A 21,041-nucleotide genomic window follows, 5' to 3' on the forward strand; every position below is an offset into this window, starting at 1 on the left:
CCGATCGGTTACGGTCGGACGTGCGTCCGGGGGGCAGGACGATCGAGCACGGCCGTTCGTGGTCGACGACGAGCACGAGCACCGGCACGACAGGCGTCGCGGGACCGCGACGACGGCCCGCAGGACGGAGGAGCACCGCGTGAGCACGGCACGTCGCGTCGGCCCTCGCCGGGGTCACGACTCGGGTCACACCTCGGGTCACCGGTTGGGCCGTCGGCTGGGCAAGGCGGTCGCGCAGGGCACGGTCGTCGCGCTCGTCGTCGGTGCCACGACCGCGTTCGCGGTGCTGCACAAGGAGGTCGTCGTCGACGTCGACGGCGAGCTGGTGCAGGTCGAGGGCTTCGGCCGCACGGTCGGCCAGGTGCTCGCGGCGGGGGACATCCACGTCGGTGAGCGCGACCTCGTCGCGCCCGGCGTGCACGAGGCGGTGACGCGCGGTGAGCAGATCGTCGTGCGCCACGCGCGCCAGCTCGACGTGGCGGTCGACGGTGAGCAGGCGCGCATCTGGACGACGGCGCTGACGGTCGGCGAGGCGGTCGACGCGCTCGGGCTGCGGGACGGCGAGGTGCGCCTGTCGGCGTCGCGCTCGGCGTCGCTGGGCCGCGGGACGCTGCACGTCTCGACGCAGAAGACGATCCACCTCGTCGTCGACGGTCAGGTGATCGACGGCATCTCGAGCGGGTCGACGGTGCGGGACGCGTTGCGGGACATCGGCCTGGTGCTGAACGAGGGTGACCAGGTCTCGGTGCCGCTCGACGCGGCCGCGGTGGACGGGCTCGCGGTGCTCGTCACGCGCGGCGAGCAGAGCGGCGAGGTCGTCACGGAGACCCTCCCGTTCGAGACCGAGGAGATCGAGGACGCGAACCTGCTCAAGGGCATGCGGATCGTGACCCAGGCGGGCCGCGCGGGCGTGCGGACCACGACGTACGAGCTCGAGGTCGTGGGGGGTGTCGTCGTCGGGCGGCACGTCATGACGTCGGTGGTGACGACGGAGCCGGTGACGCAGGTCGTCAAGGTCGGCACGTCCGAGCTGCCGACGAACGCCACGGTCTCGCCGGGCACGGCACAGGCCCTGGGCAAGGAGATGGCCGCGGCGCGGGGCTGGGGCGACGACCAGTTCGCGTGCCTGCTGACGCTCTGGAAGCACGAGAGCGGATGGCGGGTCAACGCGGAGAACAAGTCGTCGGGTGCGTACGGCATCCCGCAGGCACTCCCGGGCTCGAAGATGGCGTCGGTCGCGAGCGACTGGCGGACCAACCCTGCGACGCAGATCACATGGGGCCTGAACTACATCAAGGGGCGTTACAAGACGCCGTGCGGCGCTTGGGGCCACTTCACGGTCAAGGGCTGGTACTGACCAAGTCCTGACCAGCCGGGCCACCGTCAGGTCAAGGGTCGGTCACGTCCGGACCGCGTCGAACGTCCCGCTTCGCCCGCCGTGACGCTTGGCGGGATGATCACGATCGGGTTACGGTCGCGTGTCGTCGTGTGAGCACACAGGGTCCCTGCCCGCTCGCCGCGGCCTCGCGCACCGGCCTGGACGGCCGCCGCGAGCGACAGCCGGATCGGGGATCCGGGACCGACGGTGACGACTCCCTCCAGTCGCCACACGCCCAGCGCGCACGCCCCGCGTGCGCAGCGACCGGCGACGTCGGGCGTCCTGCGGGACGCACCCGCTCCCCGTGCCCGGGAACCACGACGGCTGGAGCCCCGTGCCCTTCTCGACCCGCATCGGACGCCTGCTCACGCGCACGCGTGCCACCACGGAGCCCACGGCTCCGCTCGACACCACCACCGAGCAGGGCGGCCGACCGGGCCGACGCCTGGCTCTTCCCGCGCTCGTCGCGGCCGGCGCGCTCGTCGCCGCCGGCGGGACGGCCGTCTACGCCCAGGCCCACAAGACCGTGACGCTCGACGTCGACGGCACGACCCGCACGGTGACCACGTTCGCCGGGTCCGTGGACGGCCTGCTGTCCGACGAGGGCGTCGCGACCGGCGCCCGCGACTCGGTCGACCCGGCCGGCAGCCTGTCCGACGGCGACGTCGTGACCGTGCGCCACGCGCACCGCGTCACGGTCGCGCAGGACGGCAAGCACCGCACCGTGTGGACCACCGCGCTGACCGCCGACGAGGCGCTCGACCTGCTCGCCGTGCGCGACCCGGATGTGCAGCTCGTCGCGTCGCGCTCCGGCGGCGGCCGCCCCGAGCTCTCGCTCGACCTGTCCCTGCGCGGCCCCGCGACGATCGTGGTGGACGGCAAGGAGCTCGAGGTCGGCGACGTGCGCACCACGGTCGCGGACGCGCTCGAGGACGCGGGCATCGCGCTCGGCGGGTACGACCGGGTGCGCCTTGCCAACGACGACGAGCGCCACGTGCGGGTCGTCGTGCAGCGCGTCTCGGTCCGGACCGTCACGCGGTCCGAGGAGGTCGCGTTCTCCTCGAGCGAGAAGGACGACGCCTCGCGCTACGTGGGCACGCAGGTCGTGACGACCAAGGGTGTGCCCGGCACGCGCACGATCGTCGAGCGCGTCACCACGGTCGACGGCAAGGAGACCAAGCGCGTCCTCGTCGCCGACACGCAGACCGTGAACCCGGTGCACGAGGTCGTGTCGGTCGGCACCAAGAAGCGCCCGGTCGTCAGCACGGGCGGCGGCGGTGGCTCCTCGAAGGGCGGCCCGATCGGCGACACGCGTGACGCGGACTCGCTGAACTGGGCCGCGCTCGCGAAGTGCGAGTCGGGTGGCAACCCGACGATCGTCTCGGCCAACGGGCTGTACCACGGGCTCTACCAGTTCTCGGTGGGCACGTGGCGCTCGGTCGGCGGTGCCGGTCTGCCGTCGCAGGCGTCGCCCGCGGAGCAGACCTCGCGCGCCAAGATGCTCTACCTGCGCTCCGGCGCGGGCCAGTGGCCGCACTGCGGCCCGCGGCTGTTCAGCTGACCGCTGTCCCGCCGGCTCCCCGATGAGGGAGGCCGCACGTCCGACGAGGGCGCTCGCCCCGGCCGCACGCAGCACGCGTGCGCGCCCGGGGCGGGCGCCCTCGTAGGCTTGGCGCCCATGACCGTCACGCTGCTCGGCCCCGCGCAGATCCGCGACCTCGCCGAGCGCGCCGGGGTGCGCCCGACCAAGACCCTCGGGCAGAACTTCGTGCTCGACGCGGGCACCGTCCGCAAGATCGTCCGCCAGGCGGGGGTCGAGCCCGGCATGCGGGTCGTGGAGGTCGGGCCGGGCCTCGGGTCGCTCACGCTGGGGCTGCTCGAGGCGGGTGCGGACGTGGTCGCGGTCGAGATCGACCCGGTGCTCGCGCGCCTGCTGCCGAGCACGGTCGCGGAGCACGCGGGCCTGCACCCGGACGCCACGTCGTCCGACGAGCGCGCGTCCGGCGAACCCGCGGTGCTGCGGGACGACGAGGGCCGCGCGCGCCTCACGGTGGTGCTCCAGGACGCGCTCGAGGTCACGGCGCTGCCGGGTGAGCCGCCGCGCGCGCTCGTCGCGAACCTGCCGTACAACGTGTCCGTCCCGGTGCTGCTGACGTTCCTGGAGCGGTTCGACTCGCTCGACCACGCGCTGGTCATGGTGCAGGCGGAGGTCGCGGACCGGCTCGCGGCGCCGCCGGGGAGCCGCACGTACGGCGTGCCGTCCGCGAAGGCGGCCTGGTACGCGCACGTGCGCCGGACGGCGACCGTGGGCCGCTCGGTGTTCTGGCCGGTGCCGAACGTCGACTCGGCGCTCGTGCGCCTGGACCGCCGTGAGCCGCCGACGACGTCGGCGACGCGCCTGGAGGTCTTCGAGGTGATCGACACGGCGTTCGCGCAGCGACGCAAGATGCTGCGCGCGGCGCTGGCCCCGCTGTTCGGCTCGAACGAGGCGGCGGCGGCCGCGCTCGCGGCCGCGGGCGTGGACGCGCAGGCGCGGGGGGAGACGGTCGACGTGGAGGGCTTCGCGCGGGTCGCGGAGCAGCTGGCCGGTACGCGCCGTGGCGCGCCTGCTGGCACAGTGGGGCCGTGACGCTGAGCCCGGTGGAGGTCGCCATCACCCGCGAGGTCCGTGTGCGTGCCCCCGGCAAGGTGAACCTGTCGCTGCACGTGGGGCCGGTGTCGCCCGACGGGTACCACCCGTTGACGACCGTGTTCCAGGCCGTGTCGGTGTTCGAGGAGGTCGTCGCGCGCACGTGTGACGAGCGGGTGGTGACGGTCTCGGGCCCGCAGGCGGAGCTGGTGCCCACGGACGCCTCGAACCTCGCGCTGCGCGCGGCCGAGCTGGTCGCGCAGGCGGCGGGGATCGACGAGGGTGTGCACCTGCACATCGACAAGGGCGTGCCGGTGGCGGGCGGCATGGCGGGCGGCTCGGCGGACGCGGCGGCGGCGCTGCTCGCGTGCGACGCGCTGTGGGGGGCGGGGCTCTCGCGGGCGCAGCTGCTGGAGCTCGCGGCGCAGCTCGGCTCGGACGTGCCGTTCGTGCTGCAGGGGCACACCGCGGTGGGCCAGGGCCGGGGTGACCTGCTGACGCCGGTGCTGGGCCGCGGCGAGTTCCACTGGGCGTTCGCGGTGCAGGGGCGTGGCCTGTCGGCGGGCGCGGTGTACGGCGAGCTGGACGCGCTGCGTGACGGTGCCGCCGACCTGGGCCTGCCGCCGGACCTGGACGACGACGTGCCGCTGCTGCAGGCGCTGCGCGCGGGGGACCCGCGTGCGCTGGGCGCGGCGTTGCACAACGACCTGCAGGATGCGGCGCTGTCGCTGGACCCGCGCCTCGCGGAGCCGCTCGGCGTCGCGCGGGACGCGGGCGCGCTCGGTGTCGTCGTCTCCGGCTCGGGCCCGACGGTCGCGGCGCTCGGGCGCAGCAGGCAGCACGCGCTCGTGCTCGCGGCGGCGTTCACGGCGTCGGGCGCGGCGGACCGGGTGCTCACGGCGACGGGCCCGGTCGCGGGTGCGCGCGTCGTGTCGACGTCGGACTAGACGATCCCCACCACCTCTTGACGACGCCCGGCGACGGGTCAATAGTTACGGGCCCGAGGGCGTCGCGGGCCGGGAGTCCGGCTGCGGGCAGATCCTCGACGCCCTGGGGGCGTTCCTCACGCGGTGAGCCCGGCGCGCCGGGGCCGGTAGCCTCTAGATCCCATGGCTCACCTCCTCGGCGCGGACCGCGTCACCCTCGCGCTCGGCACCCGGGTCCTGCTCGACGGCGTCTCCCTGGGTCTCGACGACGGGCAGCGCGTCGGCGTCGTCGGGCCCAACGGCGCCGGGAAGTCCACGCTGCTGCGCGTCCTCGCGGGCGTCCAGGATCCCGACGACGGGCGCGTGACCCGCGCGGGCGGCGTGCGCCTGGCGATGCTCGACCAGCGCGACGACCTGGGCTCCGGCACCGTGCTCGACGCGATCCACGGCACGGCCGACGCGCACGAGTGGGCCTCCGACCCGCGCATCCGCGCCGTGCACGCGGGCCTGCTGCCCGACGTCGACGTGACCGCAGACGTCAGCACGCTCTCGGGAGGGCAGCGCCGCCGGGTCGCGCTCGCCGCGCTGCTCGTGCGCGACGACGAGGTGCTCGTGCTCGACGAGCCGACCAACCACCTCGACGTGGAGGGCGTCGCGTGGCTCGCCGCGCACCTGAACCAGCGCTTCTCGCGCGGGCCCGGCGCGCTCGTCGTCGTGACCCACGACCGGTGGTTCCTCGACGCGGTCTGCACGCGCACGTGGGAGGTGCACGACGGCGCGGTCGACCAGTACGAGGGCGGGTACGCCGCGTACGTGCTCGCGCGCGCCGAGCGTGCCCGTACCGCGGCCGTCACCGAGGAGAAGCGGCAGAACCTGCTGCGCAAGGAGCTCGCGTGGCTGCGCCGCGGTGCCCCCGCGCGCACGTCCAAGCCGAAGTTCCGCATCGACGCCGCGAACGCGCTGATCGCTGACGAGCCCCCGCCGCGCGACCCGCTCGAGCTGTCCCGCATGGCCACCGCCCGGCTCGGCAAGGACGTGCTCGACGTCGAGGGCGTCACGGTCGCGCTCGGTGGGCGCACGCTGCTCGACGACGTCACGTGGCGCCTGGGACCGGGGGACCGGTACGGCGTCGTCGGCGTCAACGGCGCGGGCAAGACGACGCTGCTGCGCCTGCTGTCCGGGCGGCTCGCGCCCGACGCGGGACGGGTCAAGCGCGGCAAGACCGTCCAGGTCGCCGAGCTGCGCCAGGACGTCGAGGACCTCGACGAGGTCGCGGACCTGCGGGTCGTGGAGGTCGTCGAGGCCGAGAAGCGCTCGGTCGTCGTCGGCGGCAAGGAGCTGACCGCCGCCCAGCTCGTCGAGCGGCTCGGCTTCACGCGCGACCGCGCCCGCACACCCGTGAAGGACCTGTCCGGCGGGGAGCGCCGGCGCCTGTCGCTGCTGCGCCTGCTCGTCGGCGAGCCCAACGTGCTGCTGCTCGACGAGCCGACCAACGACCTCGACACCGACACGCTCGCGGCCCTGGAGGACCTGCTCGACGGCTGGCCGGGCACGCTGATCGTCGTCTCGCACGACCGGTACCTGCTCGAGCGCGTGTGCGACCGGCAGGTCGCGCTGCTCGGCGACGGGCACCTGCGGGACCTGCCCGGTGGCGTCGAGGAGTACCTCGAGCTGCGGCGCGTCGCGCTCGAGGGCGCGGCTTCGTCGTCGGGCGCCCCTGCCGCGGGGACGGACGCGACGACGACGGGCGCGCCGAGCGCCGCCGACGTGCGCGCCGCGCGCAAGGAGGTCGCGCGCATCGAGCGCCGGTTGGCGAAGATCGCCGACCTCGAGTCCGCGCTGCACGCCCGCATGGCCGAGCAGGCCACCGACCACGAGGCCGTGCAGCGTCTCGACGCGGAGCTGCGCGCCCTCGCGGCCGAGCGCGAGGAGCTCGAGGAGGCGTGGCTCGAGGTCGCGGACGTCGCGGGCTGAGCGCCGGCCCGGCAGCACCCGTCGGCGGTCGGCGGTGCTGGCCGTCAGTACTGGCCAGCGGTGCCGGCGTCAGTGCGGGGCGTCGAACGGCAGCAGCGCCGAGCGCAGCAGGTCGGCCAGTCGCGTGCGGTCGTCCTCGGTGAGGTCCGCCAGCAGCGTGCGCTCGGTGTCCAGCAGGTCCGCGAACGCCGCGTCCACCCGCGCCAGGCCCGCGGGCGTGAGCTGCACGAGCACACCGCGCCGGTCGTCGGGGGACGGCTGACGCTCGACCAGACCCTTCTCCGCGAGCCGGTCGATGCGGTTCGTCATGGTTCCCGACGTCACGAGCGTGAGCGTCAGCAGCGCCCCGGGCGACAGCCGGTACGGCGTGCCCGCGCGACGCAGCGCGGACAGGACGTCGAACTCCCACGTCTCCAGGTCGTGCCGGTCGAACGCGCCCCGGCGGGCCAGGTCCAGGTGCCGCGCGAGGCGGCTCACGCGGGAGAGGACCTCGAGCGGGCGGACGTCCAGGTCGGGCCGCTCCCGGTTCCAGGCGGCGACGATGCGGTCGACCTCGTCGTGAGCCGTCTCCGCCATACGCCGAGATTACTCGACGTCGACAGAACGGCGGCGGACCGGCGCGGGTTCGGCCCGCCCGGCCGGCGCCTCGCCCGCGGTGACCTTGGTGAGCGAGGGGCGCCGCTCGAGGCCCTGCAGGCCGTTCCACGCGAGGTTCACCAGGTGCGCCGCGACCTCGGACTTGCCCGGGCGACGCGCGTCGAGCCACCACTGACCGGTGAGCGCGACCATCCCGACGAGCATCTGCGCGTACATCGGCGCGGTCTTCGGGTCCTGCCCCTGCTTCCGGAACTCGTCCGCGAGCAGGTGCTCCACCTGCGTGGCGACGTCGCCGATGAGGCTCGAGAACGTGCCCGTCGCCTGCGCGACCGGCGAGTCACGCACGAGGATGCGGAAGCCCGCCTCGTTCGCCTCGATGTACGACAGCAGCGCGAGCGCGGTCCGCTCGACGAGGACCTTCGGGTGCCCGCCGCCCTCCAGCGCCCCCGTGAGCGCGCCCGTCAGGCCCTGCACCTCACGGTCCACGACGACCGCGTAGACGCCCTCCTTGCCCCCGAAGTGCTCGTAGACGACCGGCTTGGAGACCTCGGCGCGTGCCGCGATCTCCTCGACGCTCGTGCCCTCGAACCCCTTCTCGGCGAACAGCGTGCGCGATACGTCCAGCAGCTGCGCACGTCGCTGGACCCCCGTCATCCGCGACCGGGGTGCCCGTCTGCTCTCCGCCATGGCGCCCATCATGCCGTGCCACCCCCGCCCCCGGGCCCGGGGCCCGCGCCGGGGCGCCCAGGTCACCCGACCGCCCCGCCCCCGGCGCGACCGGGCGGCCTCGTCCGGCTGGCAGACTTGGGGCGCAGTCGGCGGCGCGCGCGCCGCCGACGATCCGCCCTGGTGTAACGGCAGCACGCAGGCCTTTGGAGCCTTGCGGTCCAGGTTCGAATCCTGGGGGCGGAGCCCGGCCCGGCCTGTGGGGGGTGGGCGCGTGGTGCCGCTGCTGCGCGAGGTCGACGGGATCCGCTACCTGTTCGGGTGGGCGCGTGGCCGGCACGTGGGTGCGTGCGGTGACGGTGCGGCGACGACGGGTGTCGCGGGCATCGTGGCGCGGTCCTGTGACGAGCAGGTCCCCGGCGGGTGACCGGTGTGTGACGCCGTGCTCCGATCGGTCGGCGCCGAACCGGGTGAATCGGGACGAGCCCTGCTGACGGGTGTCAGACCGGACACCTAGCCTCGGGGGAGCAGGCCGTGCCGCGGCCGGGTGAGCACCGGCCGGGCTGGTGGGGACGGGGGCCGGGTGTCCGAGCGGGCTGACGTGCAGGAGGGTGCGGGGGGCGAGCCCGTCGCCGCCGACGAGCGCGCGGACGTGCCGGTTCTCGGCGAGACCGGCCCCGACGAGACGGGCCCCGAAGAGACCGACCCCGCCGGTCCGGCAGCCGCGCCGAGCGGGCGGCGGTGGGGGCGGCGCGTGCTGCTGTCGCTCGTCGTCGTGCTGGTCGTCGTCGTGCTCGCGGGGGTGTGGCTCGCGTGGCGCGGGACGCAGGTCGCGGCGGCGCTCGCGGACGCGGAGACCCACCTGGGCACGGTGCGGGACGCGGTGAGCGCGGGGGACGTCGCCGCGGTCGGCGGGGTGCTGCCCGGCCTGCAGGACGCGGCGGACCGCGCGAGCCGCGCGACGGGCGACCCGGTGTGGCGCGTGGCCGAGCACGCGCCGTGGCTGGGTGCGCAGGTGTCGGCGGTCTCGGCCGCGACCGACGCGGTCGACGCGCTCGCGCACGACGCGCTGCCGCCGCTCGTCGACGTCGCGGGGAACTTCTCGACCGCCGCGCTCACGCCCCAGGAGGGCCGGGTCGACGTGGCGCGGCTCGACGCGATGGCACCCGCCGTCGCGCAGGCCCACGCGGCGGTCGACGCGGGCGTGTCCCGGCTCGAGGCGGTCGACGCCGACGCGCTCGTCCCGGCGCTCGCGGACCGGCTCGTCCCGGCGCGCGAGCAGCTCGTCGAGCTGCGCGACCGGCTCGAGGCCGCGGACACCGCGCTCGCGATCGTGCCGCCGCTGCTCGGCGTCGACGGCCCGCGCTCGTACCTGGTGCTCGTGCTCAACCCGGCGGAGCTGCGCAGCGCGGGGGGCATCGTCGGCTCGGTGCTGGAGGTGCGCGCGGACGCTGGGGCGATCACGGTGGGGGCGCAGCACCCCGCGCGGACCATGGGCCGTCCCGACGAGCCGGTGGTCCCGCTCGACCCGGCGGAGCGTGCGCTGCTCGGCGACGTGCCCGCGCGGTACATGCAGGCGGTGACGGCGACCCCGGACTTCGCACGCACGGCCGCGTTCGCGAGCGCCCTGTGGACGCGCGAGACGGGCCGGACCGTGGACGGCGTCCTCACGGTCGACCCGGTGGTCCTCGCGCGGCTGCTGGACGTGATCGGCCCGACGACCACGCCCGACGGCACGACGCTCACGTCCGACGACGCGGTCGAGACCTTGCTGTCGGCCGCGTACGCGCGCTACCCCCACGCGGCGGACTCCGACGCGTTCTTCGCTCAGGTCGCGCAGTCCGTCGTCGCCGCGACGTTCGCCGGCGGGTACTCCGGGTCGGCGCTCGTCGACGCGGTCGGTGACGTGGTGGGCGAGGGGCGGGTGTCGGTGTGGACGTCCGACGACGCCGTGCGTGAGCGGCTGCGCGAGGTCGGCCTGGTGCACGACTTCCTCGCCGACGACGCGACGGCGGACGTGACCGCCGGCGTGTTCCTCAACGACACGACGGTCTCGAAGATGGACTACTACCTCGACACCGCGCTCACCGTCGACGACGCGACCTGCACCGCGGACGGCGCGAGCACGTGGCTGCACCTCACGCTCACGAGCACCGCGCCGGCGGACGCCGCGACGACGCTGCCCGAGTACGTCACCGGCGGCGGCGACAACGGCACGCCCGCGGGGTCGTTCACGACCCAGGTGCTGCTGTACTCGCCGCGCGGCGGTGCGCTCGGCGAGATCCGCGTGGCGCGCGACGGCGGCGAGCCGCAGTCCGTGGGCCCGGGGCTGCGGGAGCACGCGGGGCGTCAGGCGGGTGCGCTCACGGTGCGGCTCGCACCGGGCGAGACCGCCACCCTCGACGTCCAGGTGACAGCCGGTGCGGGTACCGACGAGGTGCGCGTCGAGCGCACGCCGACCCTGCAGCACGGCCGCACCGGGCCGGTCGCGGTGTGCGGTGCGGCGGCGCCCTGACGCCGGACGGCGGTGTGACCCGTGACTCGGCCACCGCGCGCGGGCGCGCCCGGACGCGGCGGTAGAGTGGCGGGCGCGCACGGATCTCACGCCCGGATCGTCGGGCACACCCCCGCGAGGAGCACCCACAGGTGACCGTCCCCCGCCCAGCTGCCGTCATCGTCCTCGCCGCAGGTGAGGGAACCAGGATGCGCTCGGCGACCCCGAAGGTCCTGCACACGCTCGCCGGTCGCAGCATGCTGGGCCACGCGCTCGCCACCGCCCAGGCGCTCGACCCCGAGCGGGTCGTCGTCGTCGTCCGGCACGAGCGGGACAAGGTCGCGGCGCACGTGATCGAGCACGTCCCCACCGCGCTGGTCGCCGACCAGGACGCGATCCCCGGCACGGGCCGTGCCGTGCAGGTCGCGATGACCGCGCTCGACGCCGCGGCACAGGCGAGCGCCGTCGCGGCGCTCGACGGCCCCGGGGTGCCGGGCTCGGCGTCGGGCGTGCTGCTCGAGGGCGCTGTCGTCGTCGTCGCGGGTGACGTCCCGCTGCTCGACGCGGGCACCCTCGGCGAGCTGCTCGCGGCGCACCACGCGGACGGCAACGCCGTCACCGTGCTCACCACCGAGGTCGAGGACGCGACGGGCTACGGGCGCATCGTGCGCGAGCCGGGCACGGGCGACGTGCTGCGGATCGTCGAGCACAAGGACGCGAGCGACGCCGAGCGCGAGATCCGCGAGATCAACTCCTCGATCTACGTGTTCGACGCCGCGGTGCTGCGCGGCGCGCTCGGCCGCCTGGGCCGCGACAACGCGCAGGGCGAGGTCTACCTGACCGACGTGCTCGCGATCGCGCGCGGCGACGGCGGGCACGTGCGCGCGCTGCGCGCCGACGACCCGTACGTCGTCGAGGGCGTCAACGACCGCGTGCAGCTCGCCGCGCTCGCCGCGGAGCTGAACCGCCGCATCCTCGAGGACTGGATGCGCGAGGGCGTCACCGTCGTCGACCCGGCGACGACGTGGGTGGACGTGGACGTCGAGCTCGAGCGTGACGTCACGATCCTGCCGAACACGCAGCTGCACGGCGCGACGGTCGTGCGCGAGGGCGCGACCGTCGGCCCGGACACCACGCTCACGGACGTCGAGGTCGGGCCGCGCGCCACGGTCGTGCGCACGCACGGCAGCCTCGCGGTGATCGGCGAGAAGGCCAGCGTCGGCCCGTTCGCGTACCTGCGCCCCGGGACGGTCCTCGGCCGCAAGGGCAAGATCGGCACGTTCGTCGAGACGAAGAACGCGCAGATCGGCGAGGGCTCGAAGGTCCCGCACCTGTCGTACATCGGCGACGCGACGATCGGGGAGCACTCGAACATCGGCGCCGCGTCCGTCACGGTCAACTACGACGGCGTCAACAAGCACCGCACGACGATCGGCTCGCACGCCCGCACGGGCGCGGACAACATGTTCGTCGCGCCCGTCACGGTCGGCGACGGCGCCTACACGGGCGCCGGGACGGTCATCCGCCGCGACGTGCCCGCGGGCGCGCTCGGCGTCAGCGCGGGGGCGCAGCGCAACATCGAGGGCTGGGTGCAGCGCTCGCGCGCCGGCACGCCCGCCGCCAAGGCCGCGCAGGCCGCCGCGCCCGCCGCCGGCACCCCGCTCGACGAGTCGCTCTCGCCGCAGGCCCGCGCGGAGCTCGAGCGCGCTGCCACCGCCGCACGCGGCATCCCCGTCACGCCCCCGCCCGGCCTGCCCGGCCAGCCGGCGCAGCTGTCCGACCCGCCCAGCCCCACCGGGGGCCAGACCACCGCCGAGCACGGCACCGAGGAGACGAGCACGCGATGACGGGGATCATCTCCCACGACGGAGAGAAGCGGCTCGTCGTCGTCTCCGGGCGGGCGCACACCGAGCTGGCCCAGGCCGTCGTCGACGAGCTCGGCATCGAGCTCGTCCCGACCAGCGCGTACGACTTCGCGAACGGCGAGATCTACACGCGCTTCGGGGAGTCGGTGCGCGGCGCGGACGCGTTCGTGCTGCAGTCGCACGCGTCGCCCGTGATCAACAAGTGGATCATGGAGCAGCTGCTCATGGTCGACGCGCTCAAGCGCGCCTCGGCCAAGACCATCACCGTGATCGCGCCGTTCTACGGCTACGCGCGCCAGGACAAGAAGAGCCGCGGCCGCGAGCCGATCTCGGCCCGCCTGCTGGCCGACATGTTCAAGACCGCCGGTGCGGACCGCATCATGTCGGTCGACCTGCACACGTCGCAGATCCAGGGCTTCTTCGACGGCCCGGTCGACCACCTGTGGGCCATGCCGATCCTCGTCGACTACGTGCGCTCGCGCGTCGACCTGACGAACGTCACGGTCGTCTCGCCCGACGCGGGCCGCATCCGCGTCGCGGAGCAGTGGGCGGCCAAGCTCGGCGGCGGCCCGCTCGCGTTCGTCCACAAGACCCGCGACGTCCGCACCGCGAACAAGGCGGTCGCCAACCGCGTCGTCGGCGACGTCGAGGGCCGCTCGTGCGTGCTCGTCGACGACCTGATCGACACCGCCGGCACCATCTCCGAGGCGGTGCGCGTCCTCAAGGAGGCCGGCGCGAAGGACGTCATCGTCGCGGCGACGCACGGCATCCTGTCCGAGCCCGCCGTCGGCCGGCTCTCGTCGTGCGGGGTGCGCGAGGTCGTCATCACCGACACGCTCCCCGTCGAGGACGACAAGCGCTTCGAGCAGCTCACCGTCCTGTCGATCGCGCCGCTCATCGCGCGCGCGATCCGTGAGGTGTTCGACGACGGCTCGGTCACCAGCCTGTTCGACGGCAACGCCTGAGCCGACCGCCCCCCGAGACGCCCCGTGTGCGGGGCCGTCCTCGTGTGGGAGCCTGCACGCGTGCTGGTGCGCATCCTCGTGAGGCTGTCGGGCGGCTGGTGGGCGCACCGCGAGCGGACGCTGCGCGCGCGGGGCCCGCTGCGGCGGCTCCACGCCACCGTGCACAAGCTCTACCTCGAGGAGTTCGGCGGGTACATCTCGCTGCTGACCATGTTCGCCGGACCGCCGGTGTTCCCCCACAAGCCGATCGGTGTGTTCATCGCACCCGGCGCCGTGATCGGGCGCGGCGTCACCGTCTACCAGCAGGTGACCATCGGCAAGAACGACATCGAGACGAGCCCGCGGTTCGGCTCCCCGACGATCGGCGACGGCGTGTACATCGGTGCGGGCGCCAAGATCATCGGCGCCGTGACCGTCGGCGCGGGTGCCCGCGTCGGCGCGGGTGCCGTCGTGGTGAGGGACGTCCCCGCGGGGGCGACCGTGGTCGCCGGACCCGTGCGCGTGCTCGAACGCCGCGACGAGCCCGCGGCGGGTGACTGACCCCACGCCCGACCCCGCGCCGCCGGGTTTCAGCCGGGCCACGTGAGCGGGTAAGATCCTCAGGTTGCCTCGGCGAGGGACGTCGGACGGTCCACACCGCTTCCGGTCCGTGATCGACTGGGCGAGCGCCTCCGCGTGCGCCCGTCCTGCGCCCCGCGTCGAGGCCACCGGGCCCTTCGTCGGCCCACCGCCAGACCACCGGCCCCGTGCCGCACCCGTTCTCGTACGTCGCGCCCCCGTGCGCCCAGCATCACTGGAGTCATCGTGTCCGAGGTCAAGCTCGCCGCCACCACCCGCACCGAGTTCGGCAAGGGCGCCGCGCGTCGCCTGCGCCGTGCCGGCCAGATCCCCGCCGTCCTGTACGGGCACGGCACCGAGCCCGTCCACGTGTCCCTCCCGGGCCACGAGACGATGCTCGCCGTCAAGCACGCCAACGCCCTGTTCGAGATCCAGGTCGACGGCAAGCCGGTCCTCGCCCTCGCCAAGGACGTCCAGCGCGAGCCGGTCCGCCAGATCATCGAGCACGTCGACCTGCTGATCGTGAAGAAGGGCGAGAAGGTCTCGGTCGAGATCCCCGTCGTCATCGTCGGCGAGTCCGCGCCCGGCACCATCCACGTCGTCGAGACGCAGACGCTGGCCCTCGAGGCCGAGGCCACGCACCTGCCCGAGTCGGTCGAGGTGTCGATCGACGGCCTTGAGGACGGTGCCATCGTCAAGGCCGGCGACGTCACGCTGCCCCAGGGCACGACCCTCGTCACCGACGCCGAGGCGACCGTCCTGACGGTCTCGACGCCGCGCGTCTCCGCCGAGGACCTCGGCGAGGAGTCGGGCGACGCCGCCGAGGCGCCGGCCGAGGCCTGAGACCTCCGACGCGGGCCCGGCCCGCGGACCTGCGACCGACGCCCGGTACCGTCACGTGCGGTGCCGGGCGTCGGCGCACCCCGACGACTTCACGCACCCGACGACCGAGGAGGACCAGTGGCTGACGGACCGTGGCTCGTGGTGGGTCTGGGCAACCCCGGACCGCAGTACGCGGGCAACCGGCACAACGTCGGTCAGATGGTGCTCGACGAGCTCGCGCGGCGCACGGGCTCGTCGTTCGGGGCGCGCGCGAGCGGGCTGCTGTCCCGTCGCCCCCAGGCGGCCGTGGCCGAGACGCGGCTCGGCGTCCTGCCGGGCGGAGCGCCCGGCCCGCGGGTCGTGCTCGCTAAGCCGACGACGTACATGAACGTCTCCGGCGGCCCGGTCGCCGCGCTCGCGAAGTACTACGACGTCCCGGTGGACCGCGTCGTGATGGTGCACGACGAGCTCGACATCCCGTTCGCGGACGTCCGCCTCAAGCGCGGCGGCGGTGAGGGCGGCCACAACGGGCTGCGCGACACGACGAAGGCGCTCGGCACCAAGGAGTACGTGCGGGTGCGGGTCGGCATCGGCCGCCCGCCCGGCCGCCAGGACCCGGCGGACTTCGTGCTCAAGGACTTCTCGACGACCGAGGCGAAGGACCTGGGCTGGCTCGTCGACCGCGCCGCGGACGCGGTCGAGGCCGTGGTCCTCGAGGGCCTCGAGGCGGCGCAGCAGCGGTTCCACACCAAGCCCTGACGGCACGACGCAGGGCGGCCGCTCGGGAGCGACCGCCCTGCGTCGGAGCCCTGCGTGGGCGGCTGCGTCAGCCGCCCTGGCGGACGGCGACGGTCTTGCCGTCCTCGTAGTAGTTCGACGAGACCTTGGGGACCGTCGTCGAGGGCGAGATGATCGCGCAGCGGTCGACGCGGGTGTCGAGACCGAACGTGTTCTTGCTGAACACGAGCCCCTGGATCGGGCCGCGACCCTGCTCGGCGATGTTGACCGAGCACCCGCCGCCGTCGATCCAGTTGCCGGACACGGTCACGTCGGACACCACGCCCAGGCCCGGGGAGTACATGATCGCGGCGTTGTAGGCGCCCTCGATCGTGTTGCCGGTGATGACGATGTCCGAGCCGCGCTGGATCTGGATGTTGTCGTCGTGCGTCCCGTCCTCCTGGTAGGGCGCGCTGGCGTAGTGCAGGTTGTCGTGCAGCCACGACGCCTCGACGCGGACGTCGTCACCGGTGATGCGGACGGAGTCGATGACGTCGTGCACGTCGACGCGGCGCATCGTGATGTTCGCGCCGCGGACGCCGTCGATCCAGTACGACGGGGACGCCGCGAACAGCTCGCTGTCCTGGATCAGCAGCGGGGCGCCGTTGGTGTTCTGCACGAGCGAGCGGCCGGTGCTGACCTTGTAGCCGCGGATGATCGAGTTCTTGATCGTCACGTTCGAGGCCCGGACGTCGACGAACCCGCGGATGTCGAGCCCGCTGATCACGGCGCCGTCCTCCTTGATGACGAGGTCGCCGTCGTGGACCTTGAGGGACACGCCCGACGGCACGCCGGTGTTGCTCGGTCCCGGCTTGCCGCCGGTCCCGGTGCTCGCGCTGGGCGACGGGGCGGGCGTCGTCGGCGCCGTGGTGGCGCGCGGCGAGCTCGTCGGTGACGGTGAGGAGGTGGGCTTGGCCGTCGCCGTCGCGGTCGGCTTGGGCGTCGCCGTGGCGGTCGCCTTGGCGGTGGCGGTGGCCGTGGCCTTCGCGGTGGCGGTGGCGGTCGCCTTGGTCGTCGCGCTCGTCGTGGCCGAGGTCGACGCGACGGTGACGGTCTTGCCGCCCACCACCCAGCCGAGGACCTCGGGCGCGACCTTGACGCTCGCGGCGGTGTTCGTCAGCGTGACGGACTTCCCGCCGGAGCCGCCGAGGGGGATCACGGCGTCGCCGTAGGTCGGCGCCGACGACGAGGCGGTCACGAGGGACGTCGAGCGGCACCGCGCCGTGGCCGACGTGCCGGGGCAGGCGGCGACGACCGTCTCGCGCCACGCGCCGGAGACGCGGACGCGCAGGTGGACGGCGGTCGCGCCGCTCGGCGGCGAGAGCGTGAGCGTGGACGACGAGCCGGGACTGATGACGCGGGCGTCGAGCGAGCCCGACGCGGGCGCGAGAAGGCCGCCGTCGGGGAGCGTGGACGCGGCGACGTAGAAGCCGTCGATGTCGATCGAGACGTGGGCGCTGCCGCCGGTGGCGTACAGGTTGACCTGCGACCCGTCACCGCCGAGGGCGACGACGCCGGAGGCCTGGGCGGCGCGCGACGTGCTGGGGTTGAGGAACGTGGTGCCGTTGCACGTGGGCGAGCTGCCCGTCGCGCACGCGCCGATGTTCGTCGCGGTCGCGCCGGCGGCGCTGGTGAGGCGCACGACGGCGCCCGTGGCGTTCTTCGGCACGCCCGACAGCGAGACCGTGCGGGTCTTCTTGCTCGTGAGGGACACGGTCCCGGCGCGGCGGGGCTCGACGGGCAGGTACCGGGAGTCGCGCGCGTCGGTCTTCGTCGAGCGCAGCGACCAGCCGCGCACGTCTGCCCACACCTTCGCGCCGTCGAGCGCGGTGAGCGTGACCTTGCCCGACGAGGGCGCGACGAGGACCGAGCCGTTGGCGAACCCGCCGGCGGCCGTGACGGTCCGGGGGTTGCTGCACGTCGACGCGGTGCCGGGGCACACGCGGACGGTCGCGTTCGTCTTGCTGGGCTTGACGCTCACGTGCAGCTCGGCGGCGGTCGTGCCGCTGGGCACCGACGGCAGCGTGACGGTCGTGGACGCGCCGGCCGCGAGCGTGGTGCCCTTCAGGACGCGCAGCGGGTCCGCGGGGCGGTGGACGGCGGTGTCGGCGGACGACGCCTGGGTCGCGATGGTCGTGGCGAGGACGACGGCCGCGCAGGCCATCGCAGCGAGTGCGACGAGCTGGCGGCGGCGGGGGCTGTCGAGCGCGGTCGTGCGCGCACCGGGGGGAGCGGTGTGGCGTCCGGGCACGAGCACCTCCTGGGTCTCGGGTTGGGCCGCTCGGGTGACGAGGACATCGGCGCGAATACGGCAGGTCGGGAGGATCGACCTCGGGCGGGTGCGCCGAACGTACAAGAATTCACCCGTTCGGCCGAGACCCTCTGCCCGTGACCAGGGACCGTTACCGCGTCGTGACCTTGCTGACCTGCGGCAGCGCCCACCTAGACAATTGTCCGAAATGTGAGATTCTCACCGCCGTGAGACCCTGGCCAGGGCGCGACGCCCGACGTTGAGCACCCGGGCGGGCAGCTCGCGGATCTGCCGGCGACGCCGCTCACGGTCGTACCGGGCGCGCATCGACGCAACGAGCGCGACCCCGTCGGCCGGTGCGTCGACCAGCCCGCGCTCCGCCCAGAAGCCCGCGAGCTGCGCCGTCGCCTGCGGGTCGAGCCGGGGCACGGCGTCCCGGTGCAGGCCGAGCACCGGCAGGTCGCGGCCCGCGTCGAGCACCGCGCGCACGCCCTGCGGCGTCGCGAGCCGGGGCCACACCACCGGGTTCGGCTCGTCGGTGAGCTCCAGGGTCCGTTCGAGCGTGCCGTCGCGCCGCGCCAGCCAACCCGCGTACAGGAAGAACTCGGTGAGGTCGTGCGCCAGGAACTCGCGCGCGAACGGGCGCCCCGCGGCCGACTCGACGTCCGCCAGCATCGCGAGCACGACCTCGCGGTCGAGCGTGAACGGCGTCGTCGTCGCCGCGAAGCGGCCCACGTGCTCGGCCGGGTCGAGGCCGAGGTACCGGCACACGCGCTCGAGCGCGGGCCGCAACGTGTGGTCGGTGTAGGAGTACGCGCGCACACGCGCGCGTCCGTCCGCCGCGACGAAGAACGCGTCGTCGGGCCGTGCGACGAAGTGGTTCTTCGCGTCGAGCGCGACGTAGTGCGGGGTCTCGACGAGCCGGGCCACCGCGAGCTTGAGGATCTGCTGGCTGCGCCAGCCGGACGTCGTCGGCAGGTCCGTGACGTCGGCCGGGCGCAGCACCCGCACGCGCGGGGCGAGCGCGCCGTACGCGCGGACCAGCGCGTCGACCTCCCGCAGGCCCCGGCGGGTGTTGTCCAGGACGACCACGCGGGCGTCGGACGGGGCGTGCCGCGCGAACGACCGCGCCTGCAGCCCGAGCAGCTGGACCTCCGCCTCGAAGACGGGGGTCACGAACGTGAGTGCCGGCACCGCGGGTCCTTCCAGTCACGGGTCCGGCGAGCGTAGCGAAGACGCGAGGGGACCGTCCCGGGTTTCCCCGGGACGGTCCCCTCGGCGTCAGCGGTCGACGGCCGCGCGGGTCAGCCCTTCTTCAGGGTGATGGCCGAGCCGTCCTCGTAGGTGTTCGAGGTGATGGTGCTCTTGCTCGTCGTCGTCGTCGGGGCGATGTACGCGCACCCCTTGCGGCTGTGCGAGCCGAACGTGTTGCCGCTCATCTGCAGGGCGATCGCGCCGCGACCGGACTCGGCCACGTTGACCGTGCAGGCGCCGTGGTCGAGGAAGTTGCGCTCGATGACCAGGCCGGTCACGGTGCCGAGGCCCTGCGTCACCATGATGGCCGCGTTGTACGCGCCCTCCATGCGGTTGCCGATCAGCGAGATGTTCGCCCCCTTGACGATCTGCACGTTGTCGTCGTGCGTCCCGTCGGAGTGGCTCGGGTCATTCTCGTAATGCAGCGTGTCGTGCAGCCAGGAAGCGGTCAGCTTCTTGTTGTCACCGTAGAAGTGCACATTGTCGATGACGTCGTGGATGTTCAGTCGCGTCGCGTCGATGGTGCCGCTGCCGCGCAGGCCGTCGACCAGCCAGTTCGGCTTGGAGTTGTACAGCTCCGAGTCGGAGATCTTCAGCGACCCCGTGGACTCCACGACGACCAGGCCGCGCGCCACGTCGGTGGCACGGCCGCGCACGATCGTGTTCTGGATGACGACGTCCTTGGCCTTGACCGTGACGAAGCCCCGGATGTCCATGCCGTTGACGACCGTGCCGGCCTTCGTGATCGTGAGGTCACCGTTGTGGACCTGGAGGTAGGTGCCGCGCGGGACGCCCGTGGTCGAGGCGCTCGGCACGTAGGTGCCGGGCTTGGGGGCGAGGGTCTTGTCGGCGCTCAGGTCGCGCGCGGCGTCGGTCGGGCCGGCCCACACGTCCGCGACCTGCGAGGTCACGGCGCCCGCCGCCGCGGGCGCGTACGTGGTGAACGCGACGCCGCCCGCGGTCTGCAGCGCGGCCGTCGAGTCGCTCGCGGTGAGCGTCCAGGCGTCGGGTTCCTGCGTGCCGGTCGGCCAGGCCTTGGCGGACACGACCGTGGGCGACGTGCCGGTCGCCTGGACGCGAACCTGCAGGTCAGCGGTGGGGTCGAGGCGCAGGCGCTCGGTCGTCGTGGCGATCGTCGAGGCGCTCGTGCCGTTCACCCGCAGCAGGCTGGGGACCACGGTGCCGTCCGTCTGGACCTTGAGCTTGAAGCGGTAGCCGGACGTCGCGTCCAGCGCGCGGGCGGTCGCGTACAGGTCCACGGTGCCGCTCTTCGGGAGCGCCGCGAGGCCGACCTGGGCCTGCAGCTCGGTGTCGGTCGACGACACGTCGAGGAAGGAGGACTGGTTGCCGCCCGTGCTGCCGAGCGCCGTGGTGGCGACGCCGCCCTCGGCCCGGAAGGCGGACGCCGCGGCGGAGTGCTCCCAGGCGCCGGACGACGCCTCGCCCCACCCGCTGGTGGTCTCGCGGTCGAACGTGTCGACGGCGTACGGCTGGGTCGACACGGCCTCGGACTCGGGGCCGTGCTGTCGGGTGCGCCCCACGCCGAGGCGCTGGTGGTGCTCGTCACGACCATGCCGAGCGCGACGGCGGTCGCGGCACCGGCCGTCGCGAGAACGCGCCGGCGGGGATTCGATGAAGAAGTGAATGCCGAGGTGGGGGACGGCGAGGGGGACGGGACGCGCGTGGAAATGGGCACAGAAATCTCCTGGGGGGGATGCCTACTGCCGCGGTCCGGATCGGACCAGAGCGGGGGGATGTGCTCTCCGCGGCCATTCCATGGTTACGCGTTGTTTGTCGGGACTTCTGGGGCGTACGGACCAAGTCGGACGTGAGCCGAGCCACAATCCGCATTTCTGCGCTTTTTCACCCGCGCGCAATTCCGTGC

At 74.1% G+C, this 21,041-nt stretch carries 17 protein-coding genes and 1 tRNA gene; 13 read left to right on the forward strand and 5 right to left on the reverse strand.

Annotated features, from left to right (window positions below; all coding sequences use genetic code 11):
• The first annotated feature begins 139 nt into the window (after positions 1-139).
• From CBP52_RS17020 to CBP52_RS17040, 5 genes are all read left to right on the forward strand, one after another.
• A complete protein-coding gene (locus tag CBP52_RS17020) occupies positions 140-1,357 on the forward strand; it encodes a ubiquitin-like domain-containing protein (RefSeq protein ID WP_232514571.1) in 1,218 nt (405 codons plus the stop codon).
• 325 nt (positions 1,358-1,682) lie between these two features.
• Positions 1,683-2,939: a resuscitation-promoting factor gene (locus tag CBP52_RS17025; protein ID WP_232514572.1), complete on the forward strand. Its 1,257-nt coding sequence runs from the start codon at positions 1,683-1,685 to the stop codon at positions 2,937-2,939.
• Between the two features lie 117 nt (positions 2,940-3,056).
• Positions 3,057-4,007 carry a 16S rRNA (adenine(1518)-N(6)/adenine(1519)-N(6))-dimethyltransferase RsmA gene (gene rsmA, locus CBP52_RS17030; protein ID WP_094181958.1) on the forward strand — a complete coding sequence of 317 codons (951 nt, stop codon included), beginning with the start codon at positions 3,057-3,059 and terminating at the stop codon, positions 4,005-4,007.
• On the forward strand, positions 4,004-4,954 hold the full coding sequence (locus CBP52_RS17035; RefSeq protein ID WP_094181959.1) for a 4-(cytidine 5'-diphospho)-2-C-methyl-D-erythritol kinase: 951 nt from the start codon (positions 4,004-4,006) through the stop codon (positions 4,952-4,954). The genes rsmA and CBP52_RS17035 overlap by 4 nt, the downstream gene beginning before the upstream one ends.
• A 162-nt stretch (positions 4,955-5,116) precedes the next feature.
• Positions 5,117-6,907 (forward strand): ABC-F family ATP-binding cassette domain-containing protein, encoded by a 1,791-nt coding sequence (locus CBP52_RS17040; RefSeq protein ID WP_094181960.1) that lies wholly within the window; start codon positions 5,117-5,119, stop codon positions 6,905-6,907.
• A gap of 69 nt (positions 6,908-6,976) precedes the next feature.
• On the opposite strand, the gene CBP52_RS17045 is transcribed toward CBP52_RS17040, so the two are convergent.
• Both CBP52_RS17045 and CBP52_RS17050 read right to left on the reverse strand, forming a co-directional pair.
• On the reverse strand, positions 6,977-7,483 hold the full coding sequence (locus tag CBP52_RS17045; RefSeq protein ID WP_094181961.1) for a MarR family winged helix-turn-helix transcriptional regulator: 507 nt from the start codon (positions 7,481-7,483) through the stop codon (positions 6,977-6,979).
• Between the two features lie 9 nt (positions 7,484-7,492).
• Entirely contained in the window at positions 7,493-8,158 is a 666-nt protein-coding gene (locus tag CBP52_RS17050; RefSeq protein ID WP_232514573.1) for a TetR/AcrR family transcriptional regulator, read from the reverse strand.
• A 186-nt stretch (positions 8,159-8,344) separates the two neighbouring features.
• Between CBP52_RS17050 and CBP52_RS17055 the strand changes: the two genes are divergently transcribed.
• The 8 genes from CBP52_RS17055 to pth all read left to right on the forward strand — a co-directional run bounded on the left by CBP52_RS17055 (position 8,345) and on the right by pth (position 15,633).
• Positions 8,345-8,416: transfer RNA gene (locus tag CBP52_RS17055), tRNA-Gln, on the forward strand.
• A gap of 28 nt (positions 8,417-8,444) precedes the next feature.
• The gene (locus CBP52_RS17760) at positions 8,445-8,597 is read left to right on the forward strand and encodes a hypothetical protein (protein WP_157732712.1); all 153 of its coding nucleotides are present in this window, start codon (positions 8,445-8,447) and stop codon (positions 8,595-8,597) included.
• Positions 8,598-8,753: 156 nt separating this feature from the next.
• Positions 8,754-10,685 (forward strand): DUF4012 domain-containing protein, encoded by a 1,932-nt coding sequence (locus CBP52_RS17060; protein WP_094181963.1) that lies wholly within the window; start codon positions 8,754-8,756, stop codon positions 10,683-10,685.
• 131 nt (positions 10,686-10,816) lie between these two features.
• On the forward strand, positions 10,817-12,511 hold the full coding sequence (gene glmU / locus CBP52_RS17065; protein WP_094181964.1) for a bifunctional UDP-N-acetylglucosamine diphosphorylase/glucosamine-1-phosphate N-acetyltransferase GlmU: 1,695 nt from the start codon (positions 10,817-10,819) through the stop codon (positions 12,509-12,511).
• Positions 12,508-13,494: a ribose-phosphate diphosphokinase gene (locus CBP52_RS17070; protein ID WP_094181965.1), complete on the forward strand. Its 987-nt coding sequence runs from the start codon at positions 12,508-12,510 to the stop codon at positions 13,492-13,494. Before glmU ends, CBP52_RS17070 begins: the two co-directional genes overlap by 4 nt.
• 60 nt (positions 13,495-13,554) lie before the next feature.
• Complete coding sequence (locus tag CBP52_RS17075) at positions 13,555-14,034, forward strand: hypothetical protein (protein ID WP_232514574.1); 480 nt, start codon at positions 13,555-13,557, stop codon at positions 14,032-14,034.
• Between the two features lie 264 nt (positions 14,035-14,298).
• Positions 14,299-14,895, forward strand: coding sequence for a 50S ribosomal protein L25/general stress protein Ctc (locus CBP52_RS17080; RefSeq protein WP_094181966.1), 597 nt, complete (start codon positions 14,299-14,301; stop codon positions 14,893-14,895).
• 117 nt (positions 14,896-15,012) lie between these two features.
• Positions 15,013-15,633: an aminoacyl-tRNA hydrolase gene (pth, locus tag CBP52_RS17085; RefSeq protein WP_094181967.1), complete on the forward strand. Its 621-nt coding sequence runs from the start codon at positions 15,013-15,015 to the stop codon at positions 15,631-15,633.
• Between the two features lie 67 nt (positions 15,634-15,700).
• On the opposite strand, the gene CBP52_RS17090 is transcribed toward pth, so the two are convergent.
• From CBP52_RS17090 to CBP52_RS17100, 3 genes are all read right to left on the reverse strand, one after another.
• Positions 15,701-17,902, reverse strand: coding sequence for a right-handed parallel beta-helix repeat-containing protein (locus CBP52_RS17090; RefSeq protein WP_157732713.1), 2,202 nt, complete (start codon positions 17,900-17,902; stop codon positions 15,701-15,703).
• A gap of 219 nt (positions 17,903-18,121) precedes the next feature.
• Complete coding sequence (locus CBP52_RS17095) at positions 18,122-19,096, reverse strand: DUF6492 family protein (protein ID WP_094181969.1); 975 nt, start codon at positions 19,094-19,096, stop codon at positions 18,122-18,124.
• A 110-nt stretch (positions 19,097-19,206) separates the two neighbouring features.
• The gene (locus tag CBP52_RS17100) at positions 19,207-20,697 is read right to left on the reverse strand and encodes a hypothetical protein (protein WP_094181970.1); all 1,491 of its coding nucleotides are present in this window, start codon (positions 20,695-20,697) and stop codon (positions 19,207-19,209) included.
• Positions 20,698-21,041: the final 344 nt, after the last annotated feature.

The organism is Cellulomonas sp. PSBB021, from assembly GCF_002240455.1.
Classification (GTDB): domain Bacteria; phylum Actinomycetota; class Actinomycetes; order Actinomycetales; family Cellulomonadaceae; genus Cellulomonas; species Cellulomonas uda.

Coding starts and splice junctions, on each gene's coding strand:
- CBP52_RS17050 (WP_232514573.1), bottom strand. CDS start 8,158: ATGACGGGGGTCCAGCGACGTGCGCAGCTGCTGGACGTATCGCGCACG.
- rsmA (WP_094181958.1), top strand. CDS start 3,057: ATGACCGTCACGCTGCTCGGCCCCGCGCAGATCCGCGACCTCGCCGAG.
- CBP52_RS17040 (WP_094181960.1), top strand. CDS start 5,117: ATGGCTCACCTCCTCGGCGCGGACCGCGTCACCCTCGCGCTCGGCACC.
- CBP52_RS17045 (WP_094181961.1), bottom strand. CDS start 7,483: ATGGCGGAGACGGCTCACGACGAGGTCGACCGCATCGTCGCCGCCTGG.
- CBP52_RS17070 (WP_094181965.1), top strand. CDS start 12,508: ATGACGGGGATCATCTCCCACGACGGAGAGAAGCGGCTCGTCGTCGTC.